The following is a 26,003-nucleotide window of genomic DNA, read 5'->3' on the forward strand; positions in this document are numbered from 1 at the left end:
CTCCCCCTGAAGAAGGGGGAGGGACAGCATTGTGGTTGGCGCGTGATCTCGCCCAACACGCGATCAGTTCCTCCCCCCCCACCAGGGGGAGGTTAGGTGGGGGTATGCCACTCACAACTTGTCTTTGCCGGAGCTTTCATGACCACGTCCTTCTCCCTCGTCACCACCTGGACTCCTGCCAAGGATGACGCCCCGCTTGGCTATGGCATCGAGCTGACCAATACGGGCGATGCCCCGGTCAGCGGTTTCCAGCTCGGCTTTTCCGGACCGGCCCGCATCGATCCGCATGCGACGCTCGAAAACGGCAAGCTGCTCAAGCGCCTCTCCAACCACACGCTGATCGCGCCGCCCGACGGCTTCGTGCTGCAGCCGGGCGAGACCTGGACGTCCACCGCCCGCGGCCTGTCCTATGGCCTGCGCCACTGGAGCGACGGCGCCAATGCCGCCTATGTCGTGCTGGCCGACGGTACCATCGTGACGCTGGCCACCACCCCGACCCAGGCCAAGGGGCACAATTCGCCCCTGCTCAAGGGCGCGGCCAAATTCCCGGTTCCGGCCAAGGCGCCGGTCGCCGTATCGATCATTCCCTGGCCCAAATCGGTCGCCACCACCGGCGCCCGCATTGCCCCGCCCGGCCTCGACCTCAAGCCCGAGGGCACCGATGCGGGCCGCGCCGCCGCGGCCTTTGCCGGCCTGGTCGATGATCTCTTTGCTGTCGAGGCCATTGTTCGCCCCGCCTCCGAGGCCGGCATGCCGGTCACCATCCGCTACAAGGATGGCCTCGGTGCCGAAGCCTATGAGGTTCATTTCGCCGAGGACGCAGCCATTGTCGAGGCCACGACCCGGCAGGGCATGTTCTATGGTCTCGTGACGCTGGGCCACATCCTGCGCGGCGCCAAACAGCATCCGCAGACCTTCGTTTTCCCCACCGGCGGCACCATTGCCGACGAGCCGGGCTTTGCCTATCGCGGCTGCCATCTCGATGTGGCGCGCCAGTTCTATACCGGCGCCGAAGTCAGCCGGCTGATCAAGCTCATGGCCTGGAACAAGCTCAACAAGTTCCACTGGCACCTGAGCGAGGATGAGGCCTGGCGCGTCGAGATCGACGCCTATCCCGCCCTGACCGAGGTCGGCGCCTGGCGCGGTCATGGCAAGGCCCTGCCGCCGCTGCTCGGCTCCGGCCCGCAGCCGACCGGGGGTTACTATTCCAAGCCCGTCATCCGCCAGATCGTCGCCTTGGCCGATAGCCTCGCCGTCGCCGTGATCCCCGAGATCGACATGCCCGGCCACTTCTATGCGGCCCTGCAGGCCCTGCCGGAACTGCGCGATCCGGCCGAGACCGGGGAATACCAGTCGGTCCAGGGCTTCCCCAACAACAGCCTCAACCCGGCCTATGAGCCGGTCTACAAATTCGTCGAGACCATTGTCGACGAAGTGCTCGAGCTGTTCCCCGCCGGCATCTTCCATCTCGGCGCCGATGAAGTGCCGCTGGCGGCCTGGTCCGGCTCGCCGCTGGCGCTCGACATGATCGAAAAGCTCTCCGGCCCGGAAATGCGCAAGAAGCACGAGGCGCAGTATAACCAGCTCGGCAACCATCACGGCGCCGACGAGATCGAGGGCTCGCCCACCGCGCTGATCCAGGCCGCCTTCATCCGCCGCGTGCATGATTACATTGCGTCCAAGGGCGCCATTACCGGCGGCTGGGAAGAGGCCGCGCATGGCGATGCCGTCGACAAGGACAAGGCCTTCGTCATCGGCTGGCGCAATGTCGAGATCAACGCCGCTTTGGCCGAGCGGGGCTATGACATCGTCGTCTCCCCCGGCCAGCGCTATTATCTCGACATGGCCAATGGCGTCGCCTGGGCCGAGCCCGGCGCCGGCTGGGCCGGCTGGTCCGGCCCGCAGGAAACCTACGAATTCGAGGCCCGCGCCGGCTTCTCCGAACAGGGCCTCAAGCACCTGCTCGGCATCCAGGCCTGCATCTGGAGCGAGAGCATGACCGACCGCGCCATCTTCGATCGCCTGGTCTTCCCGCGCCTCTCGGCCATTGCCGAAGCCGGCTGGACCTTGCCCGAGCGCAAGAGCTGGGACCGCTTCAAGGCGCTCGTGGGCACCATGCCCATCATGTATGGGAATTGGGCTGCGGAGTAAGAAGACCCCCACCCAGCCTCCCCCTGGAAGGGGGAGGAGCTGCCCGGCGGTGGGGCAAGATCAGCCACGAACACGATCTGTCCCTCCCCCTTCAGGGGGAGGTTAGGTGGGGGTGTTGAGCCCGCATGGCACGAAGGCGCCGCAAACTCGGCGCGGGGTGAGCCAATTCACTCCGCCATGCGTAGTCATCCAGCGGCCCGGAGCCGCTCGGAAAATCGACATGCGCAAAAGCCTCTACCTCGCCACCATCATGCTGCTCACCACCGGGCAGGCCATGGCCGTCTCCGTCTGGGAGCTGTCGCAATCATGCGGCGACGATGCCGAAATCTGGTGTGACGGGGTGGCCTATGGCGAGGCCATGCAGGCCTGCATTGAGGCCAATTACGCCGAACTCGCCCCGGAATGCAAGGCCATCGCCGACCGCCTGCGCGCCGGCGAAAAGGTCAGCCTGTTCTAGCCCCAGGGATCCTCCACCATCGGCCAGATATCCCGCCGCGCCTTGCGGTAGTCGGTCTCGGCCGGCCGGTTCGGATAGGGCTTGCCCGCCGAGCAATAGACGATCTCGGAGGCAATCCTGGAAAAGCTGTCGTAGAAGTGGTTGGTCGACTTGATAAGCAGGATTTTCCGCGATTTCGGGTCGATCCCCATGGCCGAAAACAGCGACGGATCAAAGCTCTGCGCCCGGGTCGAGTTGAGGATCACGTCGATCCCGTCAAAGCTGATCCATGCCGCATCGCCAAAGGGAGCGAAGCTGTCGCCGAAGCGCATTTCGGCATTGCGGACGAGGCGCTGGACTGTCACGCGCTTGTCGATGGGATTGCCCGTGAAGGGCGCCGATTTGGCGCCGAAGCGCAGCGGAATCTCCGCCCCTTCGCCGGCCGCGAAACAGATCTGCACCGCGATCGGATCCCAGATCGTGCCGACCGCGACATCGGTCACGCCGCGCGCGATCAGTTCGGCCAGGATCACCGTGGCATCGCCCGCCGTGCCGCCGCCGGGATTGTCCCAGACATCGGCGATTACGACCGGCCCCCGCGGCGCGGCAAGGGCGGCATCGACCGCGACCGTCTCGTCCACCTGGCTGACCATGAAGGTGCCGCGCATGGCAAAGAGCTCGCGCCCCAGCGTCTCGGCCAAAGCCGCGCCCTTTGCGGCGTCGCCATCGGTGACGGCGATCACCCTGGTGCCCATTTCCGGCACGTCTCCGGCCATGAAGCCGTGGATGACCGATAGCGACAGCAGGCCCGGCTCGGACTTTTCGAGGGCATAGAGCTTGTCGACAAAGCCCCGCATCGGCTGCTTGGAGGTGGGGAACACATCGATCATCCGGCAGTCGAATACCGACATGACCGGGGTGATCTCCTGTTTCAGCGTCCGCACAGCGATGGCCCACAGGTCCCGCGCCCGGTCGACGAAGTCGGTATGGGGAAATTCCTTGAACACCACGAAGAAGTCGGCCGCCGCCACGCGCCGGGCGGTGAGGTGGCTATGCGGGTCGAGCTCGGCACAGACCAACACATCCGGCCCGACGATGTCGCGGACGCGCGACAGGAAATCCCCCTCGGGGTCGTCATAGCCTTGCGCCACCATCGCGCCATGGAGGCCCAGCACCACCCCGTCGACCGGCAGCGCCGCGCGCAGCTGGTCGAGGATTTCGTCGCGCAATTCCTCGAACGTGGTGCGGGCGACCAGGCCCGCCGGATCGGCCCAGCTCGCACTGCCCTCGATCAGCGTCCAGCCCTCCTGCGCACAGACCTCGCGGCCGACCGTGATCGGCGCGGTGCAGAGTGTCGGCGTCGCGGGGTGCTCGCCGGGCTTGGCATAGAGCGACGCCTCGAAGGCGCGCTTGTCGATGGCGATGGGCGAAAAGGTATTGGTCTCGGTGGCGAGGGCAGCGGTAAAGACACGCACGAGAAATCTCGCAGCAAATGACACGAAAAGCGGCAGCATGCTGCAAGCGCAGCCTGATCAGGCTAGCATAGGCTTGGTCGGTCGATCACGTAAGAAATTTACATTTCCGACCGCAATTTGCTGACGAAAAGGCGTTTTGGGCACGGTAAAGTGCCAATTGACGAAACTGGCTTTCAAAATCACCACAGGAGTATGCCAATGCCGATCAAGCGTTACGGAGCGGAGAAATCCGGTGCTGGTGGCCAGAACCTGCCCTTCGCCCGCGCCGTCGAGGCCGGTGGTTTCCTCTTCGTGTCGGGCCAGGTCGCCATGAAGGATGGCGAGATCATCAATGGCGGCATCGTCGACCAGACCCACCTAACCATAAGAAATCTCATCGCAATTCTCGAAGAGGCGGGCTATGGCCTCGAGCATGTCGTCCGCTGCGGCGTCTGGCTCGACGACCCCCGTGACTTCTGGAGCTTCAACGCCGTCTACAAGAGCTACTTCGGCGACAACCCACCCGCCCGCGCCGCCGTCCAGAGCCACATGATGGTCGACTGCAAGGTCGAAATCGAATGCGTCGCCTACAAGGATCCCTGACATGACCTCGCCCTTCCGCCTCGACGGCAAGACCGTGCTCATCTCCGGCGCCGGTGGCGGCATCGGCCAGTCGCTGGTGCGGAGTTTTCGCGAGGCGGGGGCCGCAGTCATCGGTGCCGACCGCGAGCCCGGAATGCTTGAAGGCCTTGATCTGACAGGAAAAATCCTCTTCGACCAGGCCGACCCCAAGGGCACGAGGGCGGCCGTCGAGCGGCACCTGGCGGCGTTCGGCGCGCCCGATGCGGTGGTCTCCAATGCCGGCTTCACCCGGGCGGAAATCCTCGATCATCTCGACGACGAGGTCTGGGCCTCCGAACTCGCCATCAACCTCTCCGGCGCCTATGCCATGACCGACCCCATCGTCGCCGCCATGGCCCGGCGCGGCAAGGGGAGCCTGGTCTTCATCTCCTCGGTCAATGCGCTGGGCCACTATGGCAATCCGGCCTATTCGGCGGCCAAGGCGGGGCTCGTCGCCTATGCCAAGGCCATCGCCGTGGAACGCGGCGGGCAGGGGGTGCGGGCCAATGTCATCTGCCCCGGCTCGGTGCGCACCCCGGCCTGGGATCATCGGCTGGAAGCCGATCCGACCCTGCTCGACAACGTGCTGCCGCACTATCCGCTCGGCCGCATGGTGCTGCCATCCGAGGTGGCCAATGCAGCCGTCTTCTATTGTTCCGATGCATCCTCGGGTATTACCGGTACTGTATTGCCGGTCGATGCGGGGCTGACCGCCGGCAATCTGCGCTTTGTCGACGACGTGCTGAGGGCCAAATGACCGATATCGCCGCACTCGATACGCCTGCCGTGCTGATCGACATCGATCGTGTCGAAGCCAATCTGCAGCGCGTGCAGGCCTATGCCGACAAGCATGGCCTCAAGCTGCGCCCGCATATCAAGACCCACAAGCTGCCGCGCTTCGCCAGGCGCGCCATGGAGTTGGGCGCCGTCGGCATCACGGTGCAGAAGCTGGGCGAGGCGGAAGTCTTCGCCGATGCCGGCATTTCCGAAATCTTCCTGCCCTACAATATCATCGGCGCCGCCAAGCTGGCCCGCCTGAAGGCGCTGCATGAGCGCGTGCATATCAGCGTCACCGCCGACAGTCCCGAAACCGTCGACGGCCTTTCCGCCACCTTCGCCACCGCGCCGGTGCCCCTGACTGTGCTGGTGGAATGCGATACCGGCATGGGCCGCTGCGGTGTACAGACGCCGGCCCAGGCCTGGGCGCTGGCCGAGAAAATCGCCAAGTCGCCGGGCCTGCGCTTTGGCGGGCTGATGACCTATCCGGCTGCCGGCCAGGTCGAGGCCAATGCCGCCTGGCTGGCGGCCGCCAAGCTGGCACTGACATCGGCGGGCCTTGTGCCCGAGATCGTCTCCAATGGCGGCACGCCCGATATCTGGCGCGCCCATGAGGTGACCGCCGCCACCGAGCATCGGCCGGGCACCTATATCTATATGGACCGCTACCAGGTGGCCAAGGGCGTCGGCACCTTCGACGATTGCGCGCTGACCGTACTGGCCACGGTGGTGAGCCGCCCCACCGCGAACCGCGCCATCATCGACGCCGGCTCCAAGGCGCTGACCAGCGACACGCTGGGCCTGACCGGCTTCGGGCTGATCGAGGCCTATCCCGAAGCGGTGATCGTGGGATTGAGCGAGGAGCATGGCACGATTGATCTCAGCAATTGCGCCAGCAAGCCCAGGATCGGCGACAAGCTCCGCATCATTCCCAACCATGCCTGCGTGGTCAGCAACCTGTTCGACAGGGTGACGCTGATCAGCAAGGATGCAGTGGTGGAAACGGTGACGGTGGATGCGCGGGGCCGGGTGGATTGACGTGACGCGGTTGGTTTGGCGGCTGTGGCTCAGGCCCTCGTGATGTAGGGAACTGACGTGTCCACGATAGCTCAGTCGACACCCTCCCCCTTGTGGGGAGGGATTAAGGGTGGGGGTGGTTTGGCCCCGATATTCGGGCCAACCGGCACCCCCTCCCAGCCTCCCCCATCAAGGGGGAGGTGCCGCTCCACTCTCGTTTCTGGATATCGAGCCCTCCAGGGGCGGGGCATGGACAAATGACAACCATTCCTCCCGCCTTCTTCAACCGCCCCGTCGCCTATGTCGCGCGTGATCTCATCGGCGTGACCCTGCTCGTCAATGGTGCCGGTGGCCCGCTGGTCGAGGTCGAGGCTTATGACGAGGCCGATCCCGCCTCGCACAGCTTCAACGGGCCTACCCTGCGTAACCAGGCCATGTTCGGGCCGCCCGGCCATGCCTATGTCTACAAGATCTACGGCATTCACTGGTGCCTCAACTTTGTCTGCCAGCCCGGCAGTGCCGTGCTGATCCGGGCGCTGGAGCCCATGCACGGCGTCGAGCTCATGCATGAGCGCCGCGGCGGCGTCGCCGAGCGCCAGCTGTGTTCGGGCCCCGGCAAGCTGTGCCAGGCGCTGGGCATCGATATCGGCCAGAACGGCCTGGCGCTCGATGCGCCGCCGTTCGAGCTGCTGCCGGCGGAGGCAAGCCACGACATCGCGACTGGCCCGCGCATTGGCATCACCAAGGGTGCCGAGACTCCCTGGCGCTTCGTGCGGCGCGGCTCGCCTTTTCTGAGCAAGCCCTTGCGCTGACGTCGCCCTTTCATGGGGAGGCGAAGAAAGGTGAAGGAACCAATCCCTCCCCCCAGCGATTGGCTCTACACGAGGCCGGGATGCGTCAACCGGACATGGTGGCATAGGGAACGGACAGGTTTTTCCGGTTTCCCGTCCGGCCAACGAAATGGCAGCCGAGCCCTTATCCCACCCGTTCCGGCCTCACCCTTTGCTCTCTGGCAACCAGCGCCAGACAACCACGTGCATGAGGAGCCGCAAGATGGCCGAGTCCGCCGCCAAGAAGATCAATCCACCCCAAGAGCAGGACCATCAGCCGGGCCGGGAAACCGAGATGCATCCCAAGCCGGAATACATGCCGAAATTTCCTGGCAATGGCAGGCTGGACGGCAAGGTCGCCATCATAACCGGTGGCGACAGCGGCATCGGCCGGGCCTGCGCCGTGCTGTTTGCCCGCGAGGGTGCGGAGGTGGCGCTGGTCTATCTCGAGGAGACCGAGGACGCCAAGATCACCGCCGATGCCGTCAAGGCGGAGGGCCGCGAAGCGCTGCTGATCCGCGGCGATATCGGCGAGAAGGCGTTCTGCGACAATGTCGTGGGCAAGGTCATCGAGCAGTTCGGCAAGCTCGACGTGCTGGTCAACAACGCGGCCGAGCAGCATCCGCAGGAGGAGATCACCGACATCTCCGCCGAACAGCTCCAGCAGACCTTCCAGACCAACCTCTTTGGCTATTTCTACCTGACGCAGGCGGCCATGCCGCATCTGGGCAAGGGCGCCTCGATCGTCAACACGACATCGGTTACCGCCTATCGCGGCTCGCCCACGCTGCTCGACTATTCCTCCACCAAGGGCGCCATTGTCGCCTTCACGCGGGCGCTGTCAGCCAACCTGGCCGACAAGGGAATTCGCGTGAATGCCGTGGCGCCGGGCCCGATCTGGACGCCCCTCATTCCGGCGACATTCGACGCCGAAAAGGTTGCCGAATTCGGTTCGACCCAGCCGATGAAGCGAGCCGGCCAGCCCAATGAAGTGGCCACCTGCCACCTGTTCCTCGCCTGTGACGAAAGCTCCTACCTTTCGGGACAGGTCCTGCACCCCAATGGCGGCGAGATCGTCGGTGGATAGCGCCGACACGTGATTTGTGCCGCCTTGCGGCTCACCCCGCCCCTGTGATCCAAGGGCGGGGTGAGCACGCTTGAATCGGCATGGAATCTGTTCAGCAGCGGCGCGCCGGCCATGCCGCGCGATCCGCTTGCGGTGCTGCGCGACGTTTTCGGCCACAAGAGCTTCCGCGGCCAGCAGGCCGAGGTCGTCGATCACCTGGTTGGCGGCGGCGATGCGGTGGTGCTGTTCCCCACCGGCGCCGGCAAATCCATGTGCTACCAGATACCGGCCATCTGCCGGCCAGGCGTCGGCATTGTCATCTCGCCGCTGATCGCCTTGATGCGCGACCAGGTCGAGGCCCTCCGCCAGGCCGGTGTCGCGGCGGCTGCGCTGAACTCATCGCTGACGGCCGAAGAGTCCGCCGAAGTGCGCGGCCAGTTGCGGCGGGGCGAGCTGGACCTGCTCTATGTGGCGCCCGAGCGGGTGGCGACGCCCGGCTTTGCCAATATGCTCTCGGGCATCGATATCGCGCTCTTTGCCATCGACGAGGCCCATTGCGTGAGCCAGTGGGGCCACGATTTCCGCCCCGAATATCGCGAGCTCAGCAAGCTCACCGAACTCTTTCCCGGCGTGCCGCGCATCGCGCTGACCGCGACGGCCGATCCGACCACGCGCGACGACATCATCGAGCGGCTGGGGCTGGACGCTGCGGTGGTCTTCACCACCAGCTTCGACCGGCCCAATATTTCCTATTCCATCGTCGAGCGGGACAAGGCACGCGAGCAATTGCTGGCCTTTCTCGCGGCCCACAAGGGCAGCTCAGGCATCGTCTATTGCCTGAGCCGCGCCAAGGTGGAGGACACCGCCGAGTGGCTGAGCGGCAAGGGCATTCCGGCTCTGCCCTATCATGCCGGCCTTACGGCCGAACGGCGCAATGCCAACCAGGATGCTTTCCTCAAGGAGGAAAACATCTGCATGGTGGCGACGGTGGCCTTCGGCATGGGCATCGACAAGCCCGACGTGCGCTATGTGGCGCATATGGACCTGCCGGCTTCGATCGAGGCCTATTACCAGGAGACCGGCCGCGCCGGGCGCGACGGCCAGCCCGCCGATGCCTGGATGAGCTATGGTATGGCCGATGTGGTGCAGCGCCGGCGCATGATCGACGAGGGCAATGCGCCCGACGAGATCAAGCGGGTCGAACACGGCAAGCTCAACGCGCTGCTCGGCGTCTGCGAGACCGCCGAGTGCCGGCGCAAGGCCATCCTCAACCATTTCGGCGAGGCCCATCCCGGCAATTGCGGCAACTGCGATACCTGCCGGTCGCCCGTTGAATCATGGGACGGCACGGAAGCGGCCATCAAGGCGCTGGCGGCGATCTATCGCACCGGCATGCGCTTTGGCGCCGCCCATGTCATCGACGTGCTGATGGGCAAGGCCACCGAAAAGGTCGAGCGCTTCGGGCACCAGAACCAGGCCGTGTTCGGGCAGGGGGCCGATCTCGATGCCAAGGTCTGGCAATCGGTGATCCGGCAATTGACCGCTGCGGGGCTGATCGTGGTCGACCATGCCAATCATGGCGCGCTGACCCTGGGCGAGGGCGCCCGCGCCGTGTTCAAGCGCGAGCGCATTGTGACACTGCGCAAGGACCGGCCCAAAAAGACCGTCGAGGTCCGCCGCCAGCTCGAGCGCGCCGCCAGCATTCCGCCCCATGCCCTGCCGCTGTTCGAGGCCCTGCGCGAGGAGCGCACGCGCATCGCCAAGGCCCAGGGCGTGCCGCCCTATGTGATCTTCCACGACGCCACCCTGCGCGCCATGGCACTCGCAGTACCACGGCACCCGCATGACATGCTCAACCTGCCCGGCGTGGGCCAGGCCAAGCTGGATCGCTATGGCGAGGATTTCCTCGCCGTGGTGGCGAGGGTGGCGGGGTGATGACGTGCCCCCTCACCCGTCTCGGCCTGCGGCCGATCCACCCTCTCCCACGAGGGGAGAGGGGGAGTTCCACTCTTTGGCCATCCACCGAACCCCCTTCTCTCCTCGTGGGAGAAGGTGCCCGAAGGGCGGATGAGGGGGATTGCGATGAGTGAAACCGTGGGTCGTCCGCGCTTTGCCATTGTCGACATCGCCCGCGGCGTCGCCATCATTGCCATGGTGGCCTATCACCTGTGCTGGGACCTCAGCTACTTCCGCTTCATCGCGGCGGATGTGGGCTATGACCCGGCATGGGTGCTGATTGCGCGCAGCATACTGGCGGTTTTCTTGTTCCTGGTCGGCGTCGGGCTGGTGCTGGGGCATGGCCAGGCCATACGCTGGCGCAGCTTCTGGAAACGCTGGGTCTTTGTCGTCCTTGGCGCCGTGGCCATCACCGTCGCGACGTACTTCGCCTTCCCGCAGAGCTTTGTCTATTTCGGCGTGCTGCATGCCATTGCCCTGTTCAGCCTGATGGGCCTGGCCTTTGTGCGCACCCCGCTCTGGCTGTCCATCGGGGTCGCCGCCGTGGTCATCGCGCTGCCGCTGGTCTATTCCGATGCACTGTTCAACGAGAAGGCCTGGTCCTGGATCGGCTTCTGGCAGGTGCCGCCGCCGACCAATGATCTCGTGCCGGTCTTCCCCTGGTTCGGCGTCGTGCTACTGGGTGTGATCGCCACGCGCCTGGTGCTGGCCTCGGCCTGGGCGCCGCGCCTGGCCGCCATCGCGCCGACCGGGAGGCTGCCGCGCGTCCTCGCCTGGCTCGGGCGTTGGAGCCTTTTGATCTATCTGGTGCACCAGCCGATCCTCTTGGGCCTGGTCTATCCCGCCTCGCTCGTGTTCCAGCCGCAGGTCGCCATGCGCAGCGCCGATTTCCTGCGCTCGTGCCAGTCGACCTGCGAGGCGGGTGGCACGGCACCGGGTCTTTGCACCACCTATTGCCAATGCGGGCTGGAAGGCGTCGAGACCAACGGGCTCTGGAACGCCATTGAAACCGGCATGGTGACGGCGGGCGAGCAGGCCCTGCTCGATGCGCAGAACCGGCAATGTTCGGCCGTGATCTATCCCGAGCTCAACGCGCCGCAGTAGCGCCGGGGCGTCATAAGAACGTTATTCTTTGCGTTTTTTGCTCAGATTCAACCTTGAATGGTAGGGCGAACGGGCGTTGATTAGTCGCGCGAGTTTGATTTGTCCGAGCCCGGGCCACGGTTGGCTCCTCGCCCGCTCGGACCCACACATTTATTGAAGTCTGGATACTTCCTTGACCACCGATAAGGCTGGCCGCGTCCATTCACGCGGCGACGCACAGGCGCATGTGGCCGCCGCCCAGGCCGGAAAGGGCCAGGGACCGCTGCTGCGGATCACCCTTTTATCGCTTCGTCACCCCTGGCAGGCCGCCGCCGCCATCGGCGCGACCATCATCGCCTCGGTGCTGCAATTGCTGATTCCGCGGCTGCTCGGCTATTCGGTCGACCAGGCCCAGGGCATTCTGCAGGCCGGTGCCGCCGGTGCCGAACAGGCTTTGTTCTGGAGCGCCATGACCCTGCTGGGCGTCTCGGTGGCGCGCGGCTTTTTCACCCTGATCCAGAACTACTATTCGGAATCGGTGGGCCACCATGTCGGCTATGAGCTGCGGCTGGCCTTCTACGACAAGGTGCAGCGCCTCTCCTATTCCTACCATGACAAGGTCCATACCGGCGACCTGATCACCATGGGCCTGCTCGATCTCGACGGCGTGCGCATGTTCTTTGCCACCGGCCAAGTGCGCATGGTGCTGCTCTCGGTGCTGATCGGGGTCGGCGCCTATATGCTGCTCACCACCGATCTCGTGCTGGGCCTCCTCGCGCTGAGCTTCGTGCCCTTCGTCGCCTGGCGCTCCTCGGTGGCGCAGCTGACCCTGCGCGCAACCTGGGTAACGCTGCAGCAGAAGCTCTCGGCCCTGACCCGGGTGATGGAAGAAAACCTCGGCGGCATCCGCGTCGTCCGCGCCTTTTCGGGGCAGGATTTCGAGCTGGCCAAGTTCGACGCGGCATCAAAGGATGCCCTGGCCCTGGCGCATGATCGCGTCAATATCCGCGTGCGCAATACCAGCGCGATGACCTTTTCCTTCTTCGCCGCCATGGGGCTGGTGCTCTGGGTGGGCGGCAACAAGGTCATCGCCGGCGAGATGAGCGTGGGCACGCTGGCCAGCTTTCTCACCTTCATGACCATCCTGCAGATGCCGGTGCGCCAGCTTGGCCTCATGGTCAATTCCTTTGCCCGCGCCTCCACCTGCGGCGAACGCTTCTTCGCCTTTCTCGATGAACCCTTGGCCATCGCCGATGCGCCCGGCGTGCCCGACCTCAAGGTGAGCGAGGGCACCCTGCGTTTTGAAGACGTCCACTTCACCTATCCCGGCGCCACCCATCCGACGCTCGATGGCGTCAGCTTCGAGGCCAAAGCCGGCCAGACCATCGGCATTGTCGGCGCCCCAGGCAGCGGCAAGTCGACGCTCGCCCACCTGATCCCGCGCTTCTACGACGTCAGCGGCGGCCGCATCACCATCGATGGCCAGGATGTCAGCAAGGTCAGCCTGCAGTCACTGCGCCGGGCCGTCGGCGTGGTGCAGCAGGACAGTTTCCTCTTCACCACCACGATCGAGAACAACATCGCCTATGGCGATCCCTGGTCCAAGGAAACCAAGATCGAAAAGGCCGCCGAAAGCGCCCAGCTGCACAATTACATCATGGGCCTGCCGGCCGGTTATGACACGGTGGTGGGCGAGCGCGGCGTATCGCTGTCGGGCGGCCAGCGCCAGCGCCTGTCGATTGCGCGCAGCCTCGTGCTCAAGCCCGCCGTCATGGTGTTCGATGATTCCACCGCTGCCATCGATGCGGGTACCGAACACCGTATCCGCAGCGCCATCCGCCGCTATGCCAGCAATCGCGTGACCCTGGTCATCAGCCACCGGCTGAGCTCGCTGCTGCATGCCGATACCATCCTCTTCCTCGAAGAGGGCAAGATCATCGAGCAGGGCAGCCACGAGGAATTGCTGGCGCTGGGCGGCCGCTATCGCGCGCTCTACGACCTGCAGACCCGCCCCACCGAGGATATCGACATCGAGATCGGGAGCGCCGCCCAATGAGCGCCGTCGACGAAGAAGACCGCGAAGTTGCCGCCTTTCCGGGCCAGCGCCCGCCCCGCGCCAGCGTGGGGTCGCATCGCATCGAAGAGGAGATCTTCGGCAAGGCCTATGACCCCAGGACCGTGCGGCGCATCTGGGCCTTCGTGCGCCCCTATCGCCTGCGCATCTATCTGTCGGTGCTGGCCGTGCTGGTCTTCACCGCCACCCAGCTCGCCATTCCCCTGATCATCGGCCGCGCCATCGATAGCGGCATGACCCAGGGCGGCAATTCGACCAACCTGGCCTGGGCCGTCGGTGCCTTTGCAGTGGCGGTTGTCATCAACTACGCCGCCTCCTGGATCCAGGAAAGCCAGGTCGGGCAGGTGGCCGAGAATGTGCTGTTCGACATGCGGCGCGCCATGTTCAACCAGCTGCAGCGCGTATCGCTGAGCTTCATGGACAAGACCGAAGTCGGCCGCCTGATGAGCCGGCTGCAGGGCGACGTCAATTCGATGCAGGAATTCCTCGAGACCTCGGTGCTGTCGGTCGGCGACATGGTGCTGCTGGTCGGCATTGTCGTGGTCCTGCTGACGCTCGATTTCCGGCTGGGCCTGCTGACGCTTTCCACCATGCCCATCCTGTTCATCGTGCGCATTTTCTGGCTGCCGCCGGCCAAGCGCGCCTTCTGGGCGGCGCATGAGACCAATTCGATCACCGCCGGCGCCATGGCCGAGGGCATCAATGGCGTGCGCACCGTGCAGAACCTCGATCGCCAGAAGGTCAACTTCGACCTCTATGACGACAAGGCCTTCAACAATCTCCAGACCCAGCTCACCGGCTCGCGCTTCGCCCAGGTCATGGTGCCGATCGTCGACAGCCTCACCGGCGTCGCCATGGCCATCGTGGTCGTGGTCGGCGGCTCGCTGGTGCTCAATGGGAGCCTCGAGATCGGCGTCATCGTGGCGTTCATCTTCTATATCCAGCGCTTCTTCGACCCCATCCGCTCGCTGACCATGCAATATTCGATCATGCAGCGCGCCATGACCTCGGGCCGCCGCATCACCGAAGTGCTCGACGTGCCGACCTCGATCAACGACAAGCCCGACGCCGTGACCCTGACCCGCGACATGGATGGCTCGGTCGAGTTCAAGGATGTGGTTTTCGGCTATGCCGCTGACCGCCCGGTGCTCAAAAATGTCAGCTTCAAGGTCAATCCGGGCGAGACGGTTGCCCTCGTCGGCCCGACCGGCTCGGGCAAGACCTCGGCCATGTCGCTGGTCCATCGCTTCTACGAGGTGAGCTCCGGCGCAGTGCTGGTGGGTGGCCACGACGTGCGCGACGTGACCCAGGAATCGCTGGGCGAGCAGGTCGCCATGGTGCTGCAGGAGCCGTTCCTCTTCACCGGCAGCGTCTTCGACAATATCCGCTACAACAAGACCTCGGCCACGCTCGACGACGTCATCGCCGCGGCCAAGGCGGTGGGCGCGCATGATTTCATCACCCGCCTGCCCGAGGGCTATGACAGCATTCTCGAACAGCGCGGCTCCAACCTGTCGCTGGGGCAGCGGCAATTGCTGAGCTTTGCCCGGGCGCTGGTGGCCGACGCCAAGATCCTCGTGCTCGACGAGGCCACGGCCAATATCGACTCCTATACCGAGCGGCAGATCCAGAAGGCGCTGCTGACCCTGCTCAAGGGCCGTACCGGCATGGTGATTGCCCACCGGCTGGCCACCATCCGCGGCGCCGACCGCATCATCGTGCTGCAGAATGGCGAGTTGATCGAGACCGGCAATCACGACCAGCTGATGGAAAAGAACGGCCTCTACGCCAAGCTCTACAACATGAACTATGCCAGCTTCGACGATATCCCCGACGAGCTGGTGGCCCAGGCCAATGCTCGCGCCGCGAGCACGTGAGCAACAGGCGAACCCCCACCTAACCTCCCCCTGGGAGGGGGAGGGACAGATCGTGTTTGTGGCTCGATCGTGCCCCACCGCCGCGCAGCTCCTCCCCCTTCCAGGGGGAGGGTGGGTGGGGGTAGTTTCCCGTTCAGCACGTGTTCAGCACGGCCTGCTAGATCAGGCGCAAAGGGGAGACCACATTCATGCGTTTGGCCGTTCTTGCCGCCATCCTGTTCACCACCACGCCCGTACTGGCCCTCGACGCCATCACCTACAAGGGCACGCTGGGGCGCAGCGACATCATTGTCGAGCTGACCGATCCGGCGGAAGGCATGATGACGGGGCGCTATAGCTATCTGCGGGTGGGCGGCGACATTCCGCTGCACAATCGGGATGGCATCGACAGGATCGAGCTGGCCGAGGAAGCGCCCTGCAGCGAAACAACCTGCATCTTCGATGCCGATGGCGCCGTCACCGAGCCCCCGATCGGCGGGCTGTGGTCGCTCGATATCTCCGCCGATGGCAGCCGGCTGAGTGGCAGCTGGGCACCCGCGGACAAGCCCGGCAAGACACTCGATGTCACCCTGACCGAAATCGGTCACCGCACCCTGCCGGCCGGCACTGAAGCCAGCCCGATGGGCCTGGCCGACAGTGCCTTCATGCAGATCTATGCCAATGACGCGCCCTTTACGGCGACAGCCTTTCCCTATGATTTCGCCAAGATGGATGTGGCGCTGACCGAAGGCCCGGTGCAGCAGCTCGATGGCTCGAGCTTCCGCTTTGTCAGCGATCCGCGCACAGTCTTTGCCTTTCCGCGTATCGTGGCCCTTGCCGATGGCAGTTCGCCGGAGACTGTCAACCGAGCCCTCGCCGAACGCCACGCCACCATCAACCTGGCCGCCTTTTCCTGCCTCAACACCGCCTATGCGGGGTTCAGCTATTCCAGCTACGGCATCAGCATGGATGGTGGCTCGCTGGGTGATTTCGATGGCGAAAATATCGCGCTGGCCTATCTGTCGCCGACCGTGCTCGGCTGGACCGAATCCGGCAGCACCTGGTGCGGCGGCGCCCATCCCGACAACCACTTCAACAGCTTCAACATAGACGTCCGGACCGGCCAGGAACTGGCCTTGGGCAAGGTGTTCAAGGACTGGGTGGCCACGGCCAGGATCGGCGACTACGAGGCGGTGGTCGATCAGGCGGCCGCGCTGGAGGCGCCCGAGCTCTACACCTGGGCCGCCGGCCAGAACCTCATCGACTATGTGCTGGCCAATTATGCCCCCGGCGAAGCCGGCTTTGCCGGGGAATGCGACATGGACGAGCTGATCACCACCAATCTGGGCCTGCGCTTTGCCCCGGGCGACAAGGTCGTCTTCACGCTCGAAGGCCTGCCCCATGTCATTCACGCCTGCACCGAGGACCTGCTGACGGTCAGCCTCGCCGACATTCCCCAGCTGCTGGCGCCCACCGCGAGCGACTATTTCCCCGCGCTGCTGGAATAGGCCCCTTCACCGCTCCCCCAGGGAGGGGTGAAGAGAGCAAGCCCCCATGCTCAATCCGGCCTAGCGCTGCGGTCCCTCCCGGCGCATCAACGGTTGATTTGGGGAAACACGCATGAGTCTCTGGCTTGCCGCCGTCCTGCTGCTGGCGGTGTTCTGTACCTCCATGCTATCGGGCATTTTCGGCATGGCCGGCGGGCTTGTCCTGCTCGGCATCCTGCTGCTGATCCTGCCGGTCGGCACCGCCATCGCCGTGCAGGGCGCCATCCAGCTCATCGCCAATGGCTCGCGCGCCTGGATGTCACGCGCCTATATCGATTGGCGCGTGCTGGCCATCATGACGCTGGGGCTGGTGACGGCCGGCATCATCCTTTTCATCCTGCGCTATACGCCCGACCTGGCGACGGTCTGCATCGTGCTCGGCGTGATGCCGGTGCTGCTGTGGATTCCCCAGTCCTGGCTGTCGCTCGATGCCAGCAAGCCCCATCACGCCTTCATCTGCGGCCTGCTCGGCGGCGGCATCAACCTGGCGGTCGGGGCGGCCGGACCCACCATCGACATGTTCTTCATCCGCACGCCAATGGACCGGCGCACCATCATTGCCACCAAGGCGGCGGCCCAGGTGGTCAACCATGCCGGCAAGATCGCCTTCTATTGGCATGCCACTTTGATGCTCACCGCGCTCGACTGGGGCATCATCGCGCTGGCGGCGCCCTTCGCCATACTGGGCACAAGTGCCGGCCACTGGGTGCTGCAGCGCCTGACCGATGCCAATTTCAAGGCCTGGACGCGGCTCATCGTCACCGCCATCGGATTTTACTATCTGGCGCGCGGCATTTCCTTGGCATTCGGCTTTTGATTGCTATGGTGCCGATGATCCCGGGAGAGGACATGGCACCCTTCGACAGCGTCACGGCGCGCCTCATTCTGCTATTGGCCGAGACCGGCTCGATCGGCCGCGCCGCCGAGCGGGAGGGTATAGCCTCCTCCGCCGTCAGCCGGCGCGTTTCCGATCTCGAAAGCCGGCTCGGCGTCGTGCTGTTCGATCGCTCGGCCCAGGGCGTGAAGCTGACCAGTGCCGGCGAAGCCTATGCCGAGGGGTGCCGCACCGTGCTGCGCGCCATCGCCGATCTTGACGCCGTCATGGCCGATTTCGGCAGCGGCCTGCGCGGCAGCCTGCGGCTGGCCTGTACCAGTTCGGCGCTGACCGGGCGCCTGCCGGAACTGCTCGCGCGCTATTCGGCCAAGCATGCCGGTATCGCGCTCGATATCCAGGAAATGGGGGCGGCCAAGGCGCTGCTGGCGCTGGACGAGGGCAGGGCCGATATCGCCATCGTCTCGGACAATTATGATTTCACCCGCTTCGAGATCAAGGCCTTCGAGGATGATCGCGTCTGGGTGCTGGCGCCGCCCGACCATGCCCTGGCCACCCGGCTCGATCCGCGCAGGGACATCGACTTTGCCAGCGTCATCGAGCATCCGATCGTCGGCATCCACCAGGCCGGCTCGCTCGACCGCCTCGTGGGCGAGGCGGCCCGCAAGGCCGGCAAGCCGCTGGTCGAGACGGTGCGGGTCGAGAGCTTTCCGGCGCTGGTGCGCATGGTGGAAGCCGGCTTTGGCATCGGCTTCCTGCGCTCGACCAGCCTGCACCTGCTGGCGGGCACCGACCTGGTCTGTGCGCCGCTGGCCGAGCCCTGGGCCCTGCGCCAGTTGCTGGTGGCCCGCCGCAGGACCAGCCCGCTCTCGGCGGCGATGAAGAGCTTCATCGCGCTGTGCAGCGAGACCTATGTGCCCAGCAGCTGATTCCTTGACGCCGATCAAACATCCGCGACAAAACGGCCATTGAGCAGCGCCGCGATCACGCCTAAGGATTGCGCCATGCCCACAATGCGCACCATGAGCAGAGAGATCGGGACGGCCCTGGCCGTGCTGGCCATCTATCTGCTGACGGTGCTGGCGCCGATCCACGAGGCACGCGCCAGCCAGCGCGCCTTCGAAGCGCTGGGCTATACCGCGCTGGATACCGGCTGGGTGCTCTGTACGCCCGCCGGCGCCATGGATGGCGACACCGACGCCACGGTCAGCAAGTGCCCGGCGACGGGCGTGGCAAAGACCGAGTTCGTGCTGCCGACGCCGGCGGTCCTGTCGGCCGGCCTCGACCGTGTCGCGCTGGCCGTGCCGGTCCTGCTCACCCTGCCGGCCTTCATGCCGGCTCTGCTCGCTTCCCCCAGCGGACCACGCGCCCCTCCGGTTCAGGTCTGAACCTCCCGGCCACATGGCCATCCAGACCTTTCAAAAACCGGAATTCCATCATGCTCCGTCTGCTTCGCGCCGCCCTCGCGGCCGCCATTCTCGTCGCCACCCCCGCCTTTGCCCACAATGGCGTTGTCCATCTGGGCCCCATCAACATCTCGCTGCCCTTTACCCGCGCCACCCTGCCCGGTGCCCCGGTGGGCGGAGGCTTCTTGACCATCGAGAATACCGGCACCGAAGCCGACCGCCTGATCTCGGCCACCTCCACCGTTGCCGGCGATACCCAGATCCACGAAATGGCGATGGACGGCGATGTCATGAAGATGCGCCAGCTCGTCGACGGGCTGGAAATCCCGGCCGGGGAAACTGTGGTGCTGGCGCCTGGCGGCTTCCACATCATGTTCATGGGCCTCAAGCAGGCCTTTGTCGAAGGGGAGACCGTCGCCGTGACGCTGACCTTCGAAAAGGCCGGTTCGGTCGAGGTGCTGCTGCCGGTCGAGGCGACGGCCGCCGACGCGCCCACTGCCGAGCATGCGCACTGACCCCACGATTGCGCGGCCGGAGGGGATGACCTCCGGCCGCTTCGTCGCTAGGTTGCGACAAAAGAGGAAGAGCCCCGTGAAGCCATCGATCTCCATCATCACCATCGGCGTCGACGACCTGGAGCGGGCCTTTGCCTTCTATCGCGCCCTGTTCGACATTGCCGAGGAGCAGATCGGGGCAGGGGAGGACCATGTCGCCTTCTTCTTCGACGATGATTTTTCCTTCGTGCTGTTCCCGCGCGAGCAGATCGCCCAGACAGCGGGCAAGGACGTCGCCATCGCCGGCACGCCCGGCTTCGTGCTGAGCCACCAGGCCGCCAGCCCGGCCGAAGTGGACGATATCCTGCGCAAGGTGCTGATCGCCGGTGGCGCCATCATCACCGAGGGCACGCAATCGGAATGGGGCTACTCAGCCTATTTCGAGGATAGCGAAGGCAATGTCTGGGAATTGATGGCGCAGCCGCCCGCCCACTGAGACCAGGCTAGAACCCGCCGCCGGTCTTGAAGCCGCCATGCTTGCGCGTGCCGACCGAGCCGGTGCGCGGGCGGGAAAAGCCGCCGCCGCTGCCAGAACCGCCGCCCCAGCCGCCACCAAAGCCGCCCTTGCTCTTGGGCTTGCTGCCGCCGCCAAAACTGGAATCGGGCCAGTTCATCGTGCTGCCGCCGCCTTCGGGCCAGGGCGAGTTGGAGCGCTGCCGTCCGTTATTGGGCAGGCCCACGCCGCCGCCCCAGTCCGAGGTCCCCGCGGTCCAGTTCTGGCTGCGCCGCCACTGCTCCCAATAGGAGGCCGCCGAAATGCCGCCGCGCAGGAAGTCGTTGAGCACATCGCCCACCAGCTTGTCGTCGCGGAAGCTCGAGCGGGGATCATCGAACCGCTGCTTCTTGAACTCCCACTGGATATCTTCCAGTTCACGCCGGCGGGCCGCCAGCGTCTTGAGCCGGTCGTTCTGCTCGCGCGTTTCGTTTTCTTCTTCCTTGGCGCGGGCCCGTGCGTCGTCGATCTGGGCGACGATGGTGTCGTCCTGCCCGGTGCGGGTGCGGCGCGCCTCGGCCAGCAGCGTCTGGATATCTTCACGGCCGAGCGCCTTTGCCAAACCGGCCAGCGCATCTTCGAAGGCGGAGTCGCCGCCCTGGGACAATAGGCCCAGTGCCTTGGCGGCCTCGTCGCGCTGGTCTTCGGCCGCCACGATCTCCGCGTCGAACGCGTCGATCTGCTTTTGCGCCGCCTCCATGGCCTCGCGGATCGGCTTGCCGCCGGCATTGTCGATGGCCGCCGTCTCCAGCGCATCGACCTCGGCCTCGGCCTGCCGGGCATTTTCGATCTGCCGCTCGGCATGCTCGCGCAGCCGCAGCGGAATTTCGTTCAGCATGGCGAAGTTGGGCCGCGTCTTGTGGAAGCTGACGAGATTGGCGACCAGTCCGTCCAAATAGCGGATCAGGTTGTTGGCCCGGTAGCTGGCCGTGCCATAGCCGGCCTCCCACAGATACATGAACAGCGCATCGTCGCGGTAGGGCTTGCCCTTTTCCTCGCGGTCCCGCTCGGCCTGTTCGGTCTTGCGCATGGACTGGCCGGCAATCTCTGCCAGTTCGCTCGCCTGCTGCCGCTTGGCGGCAAAGACCGGATCGCGCGCGATCGACGCTCCCAGCCGGCTGCCCAGCGCCTTGAGCTCGGCCTGGTGCCCCTCATAGACCTTGAGCGCGGCGGCCCGCTCACCCGTCAGCCGGGTCAGCAAGGCATCGCTTTCCGCGACGTCCTTCTCGGCCTTGCCCAGATTCTTGGCATGGGCCTTGAGCTGCTCGCGCGCCCGGGTTTCGGCGGAAGACAAGGCGCCGTCCAGTTCGCCCTGCACCGCAGGATCGAGCCGCAGCTGCGCCAGCTGGCGAAACAGCTCTGTCTCATTCTCGCGAATCTTGCCCAGCTTTTCGGCCGAGCGTGCGAGGCGCTTGGAGATTTCCTCTTCCTCGCGACGGATGTCGCGCATGGCCTCGTCGAGGCTGGCCAGGGCTTCGGGTCCGCGGATGCTCATTGCTCTACCACCGCGTCACTGCGCCGCCGAGGACCGGCAGGTTATATTCGACCTCAAGGAAGCCATCCGATTTCCGGCCGACTTCATTGATCTGGATGATGCCGTCGTCAAGCTTGTCCGCGGCCACGCCGTCATAGACATTCTCGGGCACGCGCACGCCCCAGTGGCTGACCACCTCGACTTCCCCATTTTCCTCATTGAGGACGGGCAGGCTCAGCACATTGCCTTCACTGTCGAGTGCCTCGACCACGATGTAGTAATTGGTCGCCGCCGTATTGATCTCGGGAATGGTCCAGAAGCCCGACTGCACGCCCGACCGGTTGACCACGCGCAGCGTATATTCCTGGCGCAGCTGGTCGCGCAGGGCGGTCAGGTCTGCCACCACCTGCTCGGCGCCTTCGCGATTGCCTTCGGCGGCAAAGGTCTTGCCCCGGCTGCGCAGCGCCTCGGCATCGGCCACGGCCTGCTGCACCTTGGTTTCCTCGAATATGGTCTGGTAGAGCGCGTCCATCTGGGCCGGCAGGCCTTCCGCCAGCTCGATCCGCGCCTGTTCGGCCTGGCCGTGCTGATAGGGCTGCCAGACGCCGAAATAGCCCACGCCCAGCAGCAGCACGGCGGCCAGCACGGCACCCACCGGCTTGCCCCAGCTCTTGCGGGTCACATAGAGCCTGGCCAGACTCGTGCCGAAACCCGGCTTGGGCGGATCATAGACGAAGCGGCTTTCCTGCAGCGCCGCGACGCCTTCGCGCAGGATATGGTCGGGAACCTCGATGCCCTGGTGGTGATAGATGTCGCGCAGCTTGTCGAGCAGCTGCTTTTCCTTTGCATCCGTGCCCAGCTCACGCACGGCCAGGTCCTGCCGGTGGCGGAGCGTGTCGACCACGTCCATCGCCAGCATGACTTCATCCAGGGGCGCAGCGGGCTTCGCTGTCACGTCACTCATTGTTGGCGTTCACCCGTGGTTACGGCGTCCTCAGTTCCTGGTTTCGAGCAGCAAGGCGTTGCCGTCGGCAGCCAGGGCTGCCAGGCGCCGCTTGCCATCTTCCACGGCATCGCGGATCTCGGCCGAATTCTTGGTCGAGGCGATGCGCATCTCGTTGATGATGGTGCGGCTCTTCTCCTGGAAGTTGACCACCGAATCCACCAGCTTCTTGACCGCATCGGCACGTACGGTCGGGCCGTAGCCGGCGCGGACGGCTTCTTCGGTCACGCGGTCGCCGATTTCGGACAGGGTTTCGAGGCTCTTGCTCATCCCTTCCTTCATGGCATTGAGCGTTTCGGTGGATTCGTGCAGGCCGAACATGCCGGTAAACGACGCGGAAAGGGCGGTCAGCACCGTCTCGTTGGTCGAGAAGAACGAGATCGACTGCTGATAGACCCGCTCCTTGGCATTGGTCGTCTGCATCAGGCGCGCCATCACCACTTCCGACGTATTGTAGGAAATGGTCAGGTTGTCCGAGAGATCCTTGGCGATCTGGTAGCGCTTTTCCTCGTTCTGCATCTCGCGCAGCTTCTCGTCGCGATCCATTTCGAGGCGCGCCCGGTCCGCCGGGACGCTGCCGGCATAACCCGACACGGCGGTCGATGCGGCATTGAGCGTATTCTTCTTGGCTTCGAGGCGCTGCTCGGCCGTGTGCAGCACTTCGAGCGCCATCACTTCGGCCTGCTTCAGCGCGCCGCGGAAATCGCGATAGGCCTCGAGAATGGTATGCTCGCGATCGATCTGGTCCTTGGTGTCGGCCGAAACCGACAGGTAGATGTCGCGGATCTTGTTGAAGCGGGTGGCAATATCGCCGCGGCTGACCTTCATCCAGACATTGCTGGCGCGCTCGAGCATGTCGAGCTTGTTGTCGGCCAGCTGGTCGACCATGCCCTTGGCATCGTCGCGGATGGAGTCAAAGCCCTTGGTGATGTCTTCGTAGCGCTCGCCGATCTTCATGGCGGCGATCTGCTCGCGCACCACTTCGTTGAAGGCGCTGGCCTGGCTCAGCGTCCGGCCGATCAGCACCACCCGGGTTTCGTCGAGCTCGGTGATCTGGCTGAGCAGGCCGGTGATCGGCTGCTCGCCCTGCTGTTCGGGCCAGATGCCCAGGTCGCGGATCGCATTGACGGCCTTGTCCAGGTACTGCAGCGGCTTTTCGGCGACAACGCTCGTCGTTGCGGTTGCCGGTGCTGTGCTCACTTCATTGGCCATTCATTCGCTCCCCGTAATCAGATGCCGAACCGGCGGAATGCGCTTACTCGCGCTATAGATCGCTGCTGCCCGGTCCCATGACAATTGCATCACGGTGCCGGGGCAACTATTTAGACCATATTGGTGCGAAAAAGCCGCACGTAAAGAGCGGGATGGCACAGTAATGGCAGGGCTTTCTTTCAAGTGGCAACAAGGCGGTAATACGGCGGTGCCACGCCGGCGCGGACGGGGTGTCTGCTGATGGATTTTGGTGGCCGCTACATCATCGCCGCGCCGCGCGTCGCCGTCTGGGCCGCGCTCAACGATACCGAGGCGCTCAAGGCCGCCATCCCGGGCTGCCACAAGATCGCCTGGTCCGGCGAAACCACGCTCGACCTCGAGATCAAGGTCAATCTCGGCGTGGTCCATCCCGTCTTCAAGGGCGAGCTTGCTCTCTCCGACATCGTCCCGGCCGAGCGCTATACCCTGGCGGGCCGGGGCAAGGGCGGCCTGTTGGGCATGGCGGAGGGTTCGGCCGATATCGTGCTGTCCGATAGCGGTGACGACACCATGCTGGTCTTTGCCGCCAATGGTGGCGCGTCGGGCCAGGTCATGAAGCTGGGCAAGGCCATTATCGGCAATTCGGCCCAGAAGGTCATCGACGGCTTCTTCGAGCGGTTCGGCGCCGCCATGGGGGCAAAGGTGACGCCGCTCGGTGTCGACCCGGTCGAGCCTTAACCCCGGCTTAACCACGCCGCCATCTGCCCTCAAAGCATCACAATCGGCGGCCCGGTCCTGGGTTAGGAGAGTGTCACCGCCACTCCTCCAGTTTGAAACAAATACCGATGACCAGCCGCACCCGTGACACCGTCGCCCTCTTTGCCATTGCTTCGCTGGCCATCCTGGCCGTGCTCTATGCCGATGCCGACCTGGGGCAGATATTCGAAGGCATCCTCGCCCACTGGTGAGCTCTGCCCTTGCCGCGGGCAGGGGCTGGCGCGCCGGTAAGCATGCCGGCCAAAATTTGACCATTCGGAAAAATTTCCGCGATTCCCTCTTGCAGGCGCTTCGTTTGCACGATTGTATCCCTTGTTAGCGCACGGAGATTGTCCGTTGGCGTCAAGCGCCAACGCTCCAGTGCGAGACAGGGAGACGTACTCAATGAAATTTTCAACCATCACCAAGGCCATCGCAGGCGGCGTCGCGCTGAGCGCGGTTCTGACCGGTGCTGCCTTCGCTGACCCCGCGATCATCTATGATCTCGGCGGCAAGTTCGACAAGTCCTTCAACGAAGCGGCCTATAACGGCGCCGAGGCCTGGAAGGCCGAGACCGGCGGCACCTATATCGACCTTGAACTGCAGAACGACGCCCAGCGCGAACAGGCGCTCCGCCGCTTTGCCAGCCAGGGTGCCAATCCCATCGTGATGGCCGGCTTCTCCTGGGGCACCGCTCTCGGCACCGTCGCGGCCGAATTCCCTGACACCAACTTCGTCGTCATCGACGCCGTTGTCGACCAGCCCAACGTTCAGTCGATCATCTTCGACGAGCATACCGGCTCCTTCCTCGTCGGCGCCCTGGCGGCGCTGAAGTCGGAAACCGGCACGGTCGGTTTCGTGGGCGGCATGGACGTGCCGATCATCCACAAATTCTATTGCGGCTATGCCCAGGGCGCCAAGGCTGCCAACCCGGACATCAAGCTGATCGAAAACTACACCGGCACCACCCCGGCCGCCTGGAACGACCCGGTCACCGCCGGCGAACTCACCAAGGCGCAGTTTGACGCAGGCGCCGACGTGGTCTTTGCCGCTGCTGGCGGCTCGGGCCTCGGCGTGCTGCAGGCCGCTGCCGACGCTGGCAAGTTCTCCATCGGCGTGGACAGCAACCAGAACTACCTCCATCCCGGTTCGGTGCTGACCTCGATGCTCAAGCGCGTTGACGTCGCTGTCACCGTTGCCTTCAAGGAAGCTGGCGATGACGCGACCTTCAAGCCCGGCATCTCGGTGCTCGGTCTCGCCGAGGACGGCGTTGGCTATGCGCTGGACGAGCACAACGAAGCGCTGGTCGATGCCGACACCAAGGCCAAGGTCGACGAGCTGAGCGCACAGATCCAGTCCGGCGCGATCACGGTGCACGATTACACCGTCGATTCCACCTGCCCGGGCGTCTGAGTTCTATCGTGGC

The 26,003-nt window shown here is 64.9% G+C and carries 24 protein-coding genes; 20 read left to right on the forward strand and 4 right to left on the reverse strand.

The window, feature by feature from the left end; translation table 11 throughout:
• Positions 1-138 precede the first annotated feature (138 nt).
• Positions 139-2,151, forward strand: coding sequence for a family 20 glycosylhydrolase (locus tag ACLI1C_RS03685; RefSeq protein ID WP_411395503.1), 2,013 nt, complete (start codon positions 139-141; stop codon positions 2,149-2,151).
• 220 nt (positions 2,152-2,371) lie between these two features.
• Entirely contained in the window at positions 2,372-2,608 is a 237-nt protein-coding gene (locus ACLI1C_RS03690) for a hypothetical protein (protein ID WP_411395504.1), read from the forward strand.
• Here the strand turns inward: ACLI1C_RS03690 and ACLI1C_RS03695 are convergent.
• Positions 2,605-4,062: a M81 family metallopeptidase gene (locus ACLI1C_RS03695; RefSeq protein ID WP_411395505.1), complete on the reverse strand. Its 1,458-nt coding sequence runs from the start codon at positions 4,060-4,062 to the stop codon at positions 2,605-2,607. The genes ACLI1C_RS03690 and ACLI1C_RS03695 overlap by 4 nt on opposite strands.
• A 198-nt stretch (positions 4,063-4,260) precedes the next feature.
• Between ACLI1C_RS03695 and ACLI1C_RS03700 the strand changes: the two genes are divergently transcribed.
• The 15 genes from ACLI1C_RS03700 (at position 4,261) to ACLI1C_RS03770 (ending at position 20,096) form a co-directional block, all read left to right on the forward strand.
• Complete coding sequence (locus ACLI1C_RS03700; protein ID WP_411395506.1) at positions 4,261-4,644, forward strand: RidA family protein; 384 nt, start codon at positions 4,261-4,263, stop codon at positions 4,642-4,644.
• A gap of 1 nt (position 4,645) precedes the next feature.
• Positions 4,646-5,419: an SDR family oxidoreductase gene (locus ACLI1C_RS03705; RefSeq protein WP_411395507.1), complete on the forward strand. Its 774-nt coding sequence runs from the start codon at positions 4,646-4,648 to the stop codon at positions 5,417-5,419.
• Entirely contained in the window at positions 5,416-6,477 is a 1,062-nt protein-coding gene (locus ACLI1C_RS03710) for a D-TA family PLP-dependent enzyme (RefSeq protein WP_411395508.1), read from the forward strand. The genes ACLI1C_RS03705 and ACLI1C_RS03710 overlap by 4 nt, the downstream gene beginning before the upstream one ends.
• A 236-nt stretch (positions 6,478-6,713) precedes the next feature.
• On the forward strand, positions 6,714-7,268 hold the full coding sequence (locus tag ACLI1C_RS03715; RefSeq protein ID WP_411395509.1) for a DNA-3-methyladenine glycosylase: 555 nt from the start codon (positions 6,714-6,716) through the stop codon (positions 7,266-7,268).
• 241 nt (positions 7,269-7,509) lie between these two features.
• The gene (locus ACLI1C_RS03720; RefSeq protein WP_411395510.1) at positions 7,510-8,373 is read left to right on the forward strand and encodes an SDR family oxidoreductase; all 864 of its coding nucleotides are present in this window, start codon (positions 7,510-7,512) and stop codon (positions 8,371-8,373) included.
• A gap of 111 nt (positions 8,374-8,484) precedes the next feature.
• A complete protein-coding gene (recQ, locus tag ACLI1C_RS03725) occupies positions 8,485-10,287 on the forward strand; it encodes a DNA helicase RecQ (protein WP_411398207.1) in 1,803 nt (600 codons plus the stop codon).
• Positions 10,288-10,434: 147 nt separating this feature from the next.
• Positions 10,435-11,412, forward strand: coding sequence for a DUF1624 domain-containing protein (locus ACLI1C_RS03730; RefSeq protein WP_411395511.1), 978 nt, complete (start codon positions 10,435-10,437; stop codon positions 11,410-11,412).
• Between the two features lie 226 nt (positions 11,413-11,638).
• Complete coding sequence (locus ACLI1C_RS03735) at positions 11,639-13,447, forward strand: ABC transporter ATP-binding protein (RefSeq protein WP_411398208.1); 1,809 nt, start codon at positions 11,639-11,641, stop codon at positions 13,445-13,447.
• Positions 13,444-15,342, forward strand: a complete 1,899-nt coding sequence (locus tag ACLI1C_RS03740; RefSeq protein ID WP_411395512.1) for an ABC transporter ATP-binding protein — start codon at positions 13,444-13,446, stop codon at positions 15,340-15,342. Before ACLI1C_RS03735 ends, ACLI1C_RS03740 begins: the two co-directional genes overlap by 4 nt.
• Before the next feature lie 188 nt (positions 15,343-15,530).
• Positions 15,531-16,829, forward strand: coding sequence for a hypothetical protein (locus ACLI1C_RS03745; protein ID WP_411395513.1), 1,299 nt, complete (start codon positions 15,531-15,533; stop codon positions 16,827-16,829).
• Between the two features lie 112 nt (positions 16,830-16,941).
• Positions 16,942-17,685, forward strand: a complete 744-nt coding sequence (locus ACLI1C_RS03750) for a TSUP family transporter (RefSeq protein WP_411395514.1) — start codon at positions 16,942-16,944, stop codon at positions 17,683-17,685.
• 32 nt (positions 17,686-17,717) lie between these two features.
• Complete coding sequence (locus tag ACLI1C_RS03755) at positions 17,718-18,629, forward strand: LysR family transcriptional regulator (RefSeq protein ID WP_411395515.1); 912 nt, start codon at positions 17,718-17,720, stop codon at positions 18,627-18,629.
• A 75-nt stretch (positions 18,630-18,704) separates the two neighbouring features.
• Positions 18,705-19,088 carry a hypothetical protein gene (locus ACLI1C_RS03760; RefSeq protein ID WP_411395516.1) on the forward strand — a complete coding sequence of 128 codons (384 nt, stop codon included), beginning with the start codon at positions 18,705-18,707 and terminating at the stop codon, positions 19,086-19,088.
• Between the two features lie 50 nt (positions 19,089-19,138).
• The gene (locus ACLI1C_RS03765) at positions 19,139-19,621 is read left to right on the forward strand and encodes a copper chaperone PCu(A)C (RefSeq protein ID WP_411395517.1); all 483 of its coding nucleotides are present in this window, start codon (positions 19,139-19,141) and stop codon (positions 19,619-19,621) included.
• Between the two features lie 76 nt (positions 19,622-19,697).
• Positions 19,698-20,096 (forward strand): VOC family protein, encoded by a 399-nt coding sequence (locus ACLI1C_RS03770; RefSeq protein WP_411395518.1) that lies wholly within the window; start codon positions 19,698-19,700, stop codon positions 20,094-20,096.
• Between the two features lie 7 nt (positions 20,097-20,103).
• On the opposite strand, the gene ACLI1C_RS03775 is transcribed toward ACLI1C_RS03770, so the two are convergent.
• The 3 genes from ACLI1C_RS03775 to ACLI1C_RS03785 are packed head-to-tail and all read right to left on the reverse strand — an operon-like array spanning position 20,104 to position 23,842.
• Positions 20,104-21,648 (reverse strand): hypothetical protein, encoded by a 1,545-nt coding sequence (locus ACLI1C_RS03775; RefSeq protein ID WP_411395519.1) that lies wholly within the window; start codon positions 21,646-21,648, stop codon positions 20,104-20,106.
• Positions 21,649-21,652: 4 nt separating this feature from the next.
• A complete protein-coding gene (locus ACLI1C_RS03780; protein ID WP_411395520.1) occupies positions 21,653-22,591 on the reverse strand; it encodes a DUF6384 family protein in 939 nt (312 codons plus the stop codon).
• A gap of 30 nt (positions 22,592-22,621) precedes the next feature.
• Positions 22,622-23,842: a cell surface protein gene (locus tag ACLI1C_RS03785; RefSeq protein WP_411395521.1), complete on the reverse strand. Its 1,221-nt coding sequence runs from the start codon at positions 23,840-23,842 to the stop codon at positions 22,622-22,624.
• 240 nt (positions 23,843-24,082) lie between these two features.
• Here ACLI1C_RS03785 and ACLI1C_RS03790 point away from each other — a divergent pair, with 240 nt between their 5' ends.
• The 3 genes from ACLI1C_RS03790 (at position 24,083) to ACLI1C_RS03800 (ending at position 25,990) form a co-directional block, all read left to right on the forward strand.
• Entirely contained in the window at positions 24,083-24,559 is a 477-nt protein-coding gene (locus ACLI1C_RS03790) for a CoxG family protein (protein WP_411395522.1), read from the forward strand.
• Positions 24,560-24,666: 107 nt separating this feature from the next.
• On the forward strand, positions 24,667-24,789 hold the full coding sequence (locus ACLI1C_RS03795) for a hypothetical protein (protein WP_411395523.1): 123 nt from the start codon (positions 24,667-24,669) through the stop codon (positions 24,787-24,789).
• 208 nt (positions 24,790-24,997) lie between these two features.
• Positions 24,998-25,990 carry a BMP family lipoprotein gene (locus ACLI1C_RS03800; protein ID WP_411398209.1) on the forward strand — a complete coding sequence of 331 codons (993 nt, stop codon included), beginning with the start codon at positions 24,998-25,000 and terminating at the stop codon, positions 25,988-25,990.
• Positions 25,991-26,003: the final 13 nt, after the last annotated feature.

It is taken from the genome of Devosia sp. XGJD_8 (assembly GCF_046614475.1).
In the GTDB taxonomy this organism is placed as follows: Bacteria; Pseudomonadota; Alphaproteobacteria; order Rhizobiales; family Devosiaceae; genus Devosia.

Coding starts and splice junctions, on each gene's coding strand:
- ACLI1C_RS03685 (WP_411395503.1), top strand. CDS start 139: ATGACCACGTCCTTCTCCCTCGTCACCACCTGGACTCCTGCCAAGGAT.
- ACLI1C_RS03690 (WP_411395504.1), top strand. CDS start 2,372: ATGCGCAAAAGCCTCTACCTCGCCACCATCATGCTGCTCACCACCGGG.
- ACLI1C_RS03700 (WP_411395506.1), top strand. CDS start 4,261: ATGCCGATCAAGCGTTACGGAGCGGAGAAATCCGGTGCTGGTGGCCAG.
- ACLI1C_RS03705 (WP_411395507.1), top strand. CDS start 4,646: ATGACCTCGCCCTTCCGCCTCGACGGCAAGACCGTGCTCATCTCCGGC.
- ACLI1C_RS03710 (WP_411395508.1), top strand. CDS start 5,416: ATGACCGATATCGCCGCACTCGATACGCCTGCCGTGCTGATCGACATC.
- ACLI1C_RS03715 (WP_411395509.1), top strand. CDS start 6,714: ATGACAACCATTCCTCCCGCCTTCTTCAACCGCCCCGTCGCCTATGTC.
- ACLI1C_RS03720 (WP_411395510.1), top strand. CDS start 7,510: ATGGCCGAGTCCGCCGCCAAGAAGATCAATCCACCCCAAGAGCAGGAC.
- recQ (WP_411398207.1), top strand. CDS start 8,485: ATGCCGCGCGATCCGCTTGCGGTGCTGCGCGACGTTTTCGGCCACAAG.
- ACLI1C_RS03730 (WP_411395511.1), top strand. CDS start 10,435: ATGAGTGAAACCGTGGGTCGTCCGCGCTTTGCCATTGTCGACATCGCC.
- ACLI1C_RS03740 (WP_411395512.1), top strand. CDS start 13,444: ATGAGCGCCGTCGACGAAGAAGACCGCGAAGTTGCCGCCTTTCCGGGC.
- ACLI1C_RS03745 (WP_411395513.1), top strand. CDS start 15,531: ATGCGTTTGGCCGTTCTTGCCGCCATCCTGTTCACCACCACGCCCGTA.
- ACLI1C_RS03750 (WP_411395514.1), top strand. CDS start 16,942: ATGAGTCTCTGGCTTGCCGCCGTCCTGCTGCTGGCGGTGTTCTGTACC.
- ACLI1C_RS03755 (WP_411395515.1), top strand. CDS start 17,718: ATGGCACCCTTCGACAGCGTCACGGCGCGCCTCATTCTGCTATTGGCC.
- ACLI1C_RS03760 (WP_411395516.1), top strand. CDS start 18,705: ATGCCCACAATGCGCACCATGAGCAGAGAGATCGGGACGGCCCTGGCC.
- ACLI1C_RS03765 (WP_411395517.1), top strand. CDS start 19,139: ATGCTCCGTCTGCTTCGCGCCGCCCTCGCGGCCGCCATTCTCGTCGCC.
- ACLI1C_RS03775 (WP_411395519.1), bottom strand. CDS start 21,648: ATGAGCATCCGCGGACCCGAAGCCCTGGCCAGCCTCGACGAGGCCATG.
- ACLI1C_RS03780 (WP_411395520.1), bottom strand. CDS start 22,591: ATGAGTGACGTGACAGCGAAGCCCGCTGCGCCCCTGGATGAAGTCATG.
- ACLI1C_RS03785 (WP_411395521.1), bottom strand. CDS start 23,842: ATGGCCAATGAAGTGAGCACAGCACCGGCAACCGCAACGACGAGCGTT.
- ACLI1C_RS03790 (WP_411395522.1), top strand. CDS start 24,083: ATGGATTTTGGTGGCCGCTACATCATCGCCGCGCCGCGCGTCGCCGTC.
- ACLI1C_RS03795 (WP_411395523.1), top strand. CDS start 24,667: ATGACCAGCCGCACCCGTGACACCGTCGCCCTCTTTGCCATTGCTTCG.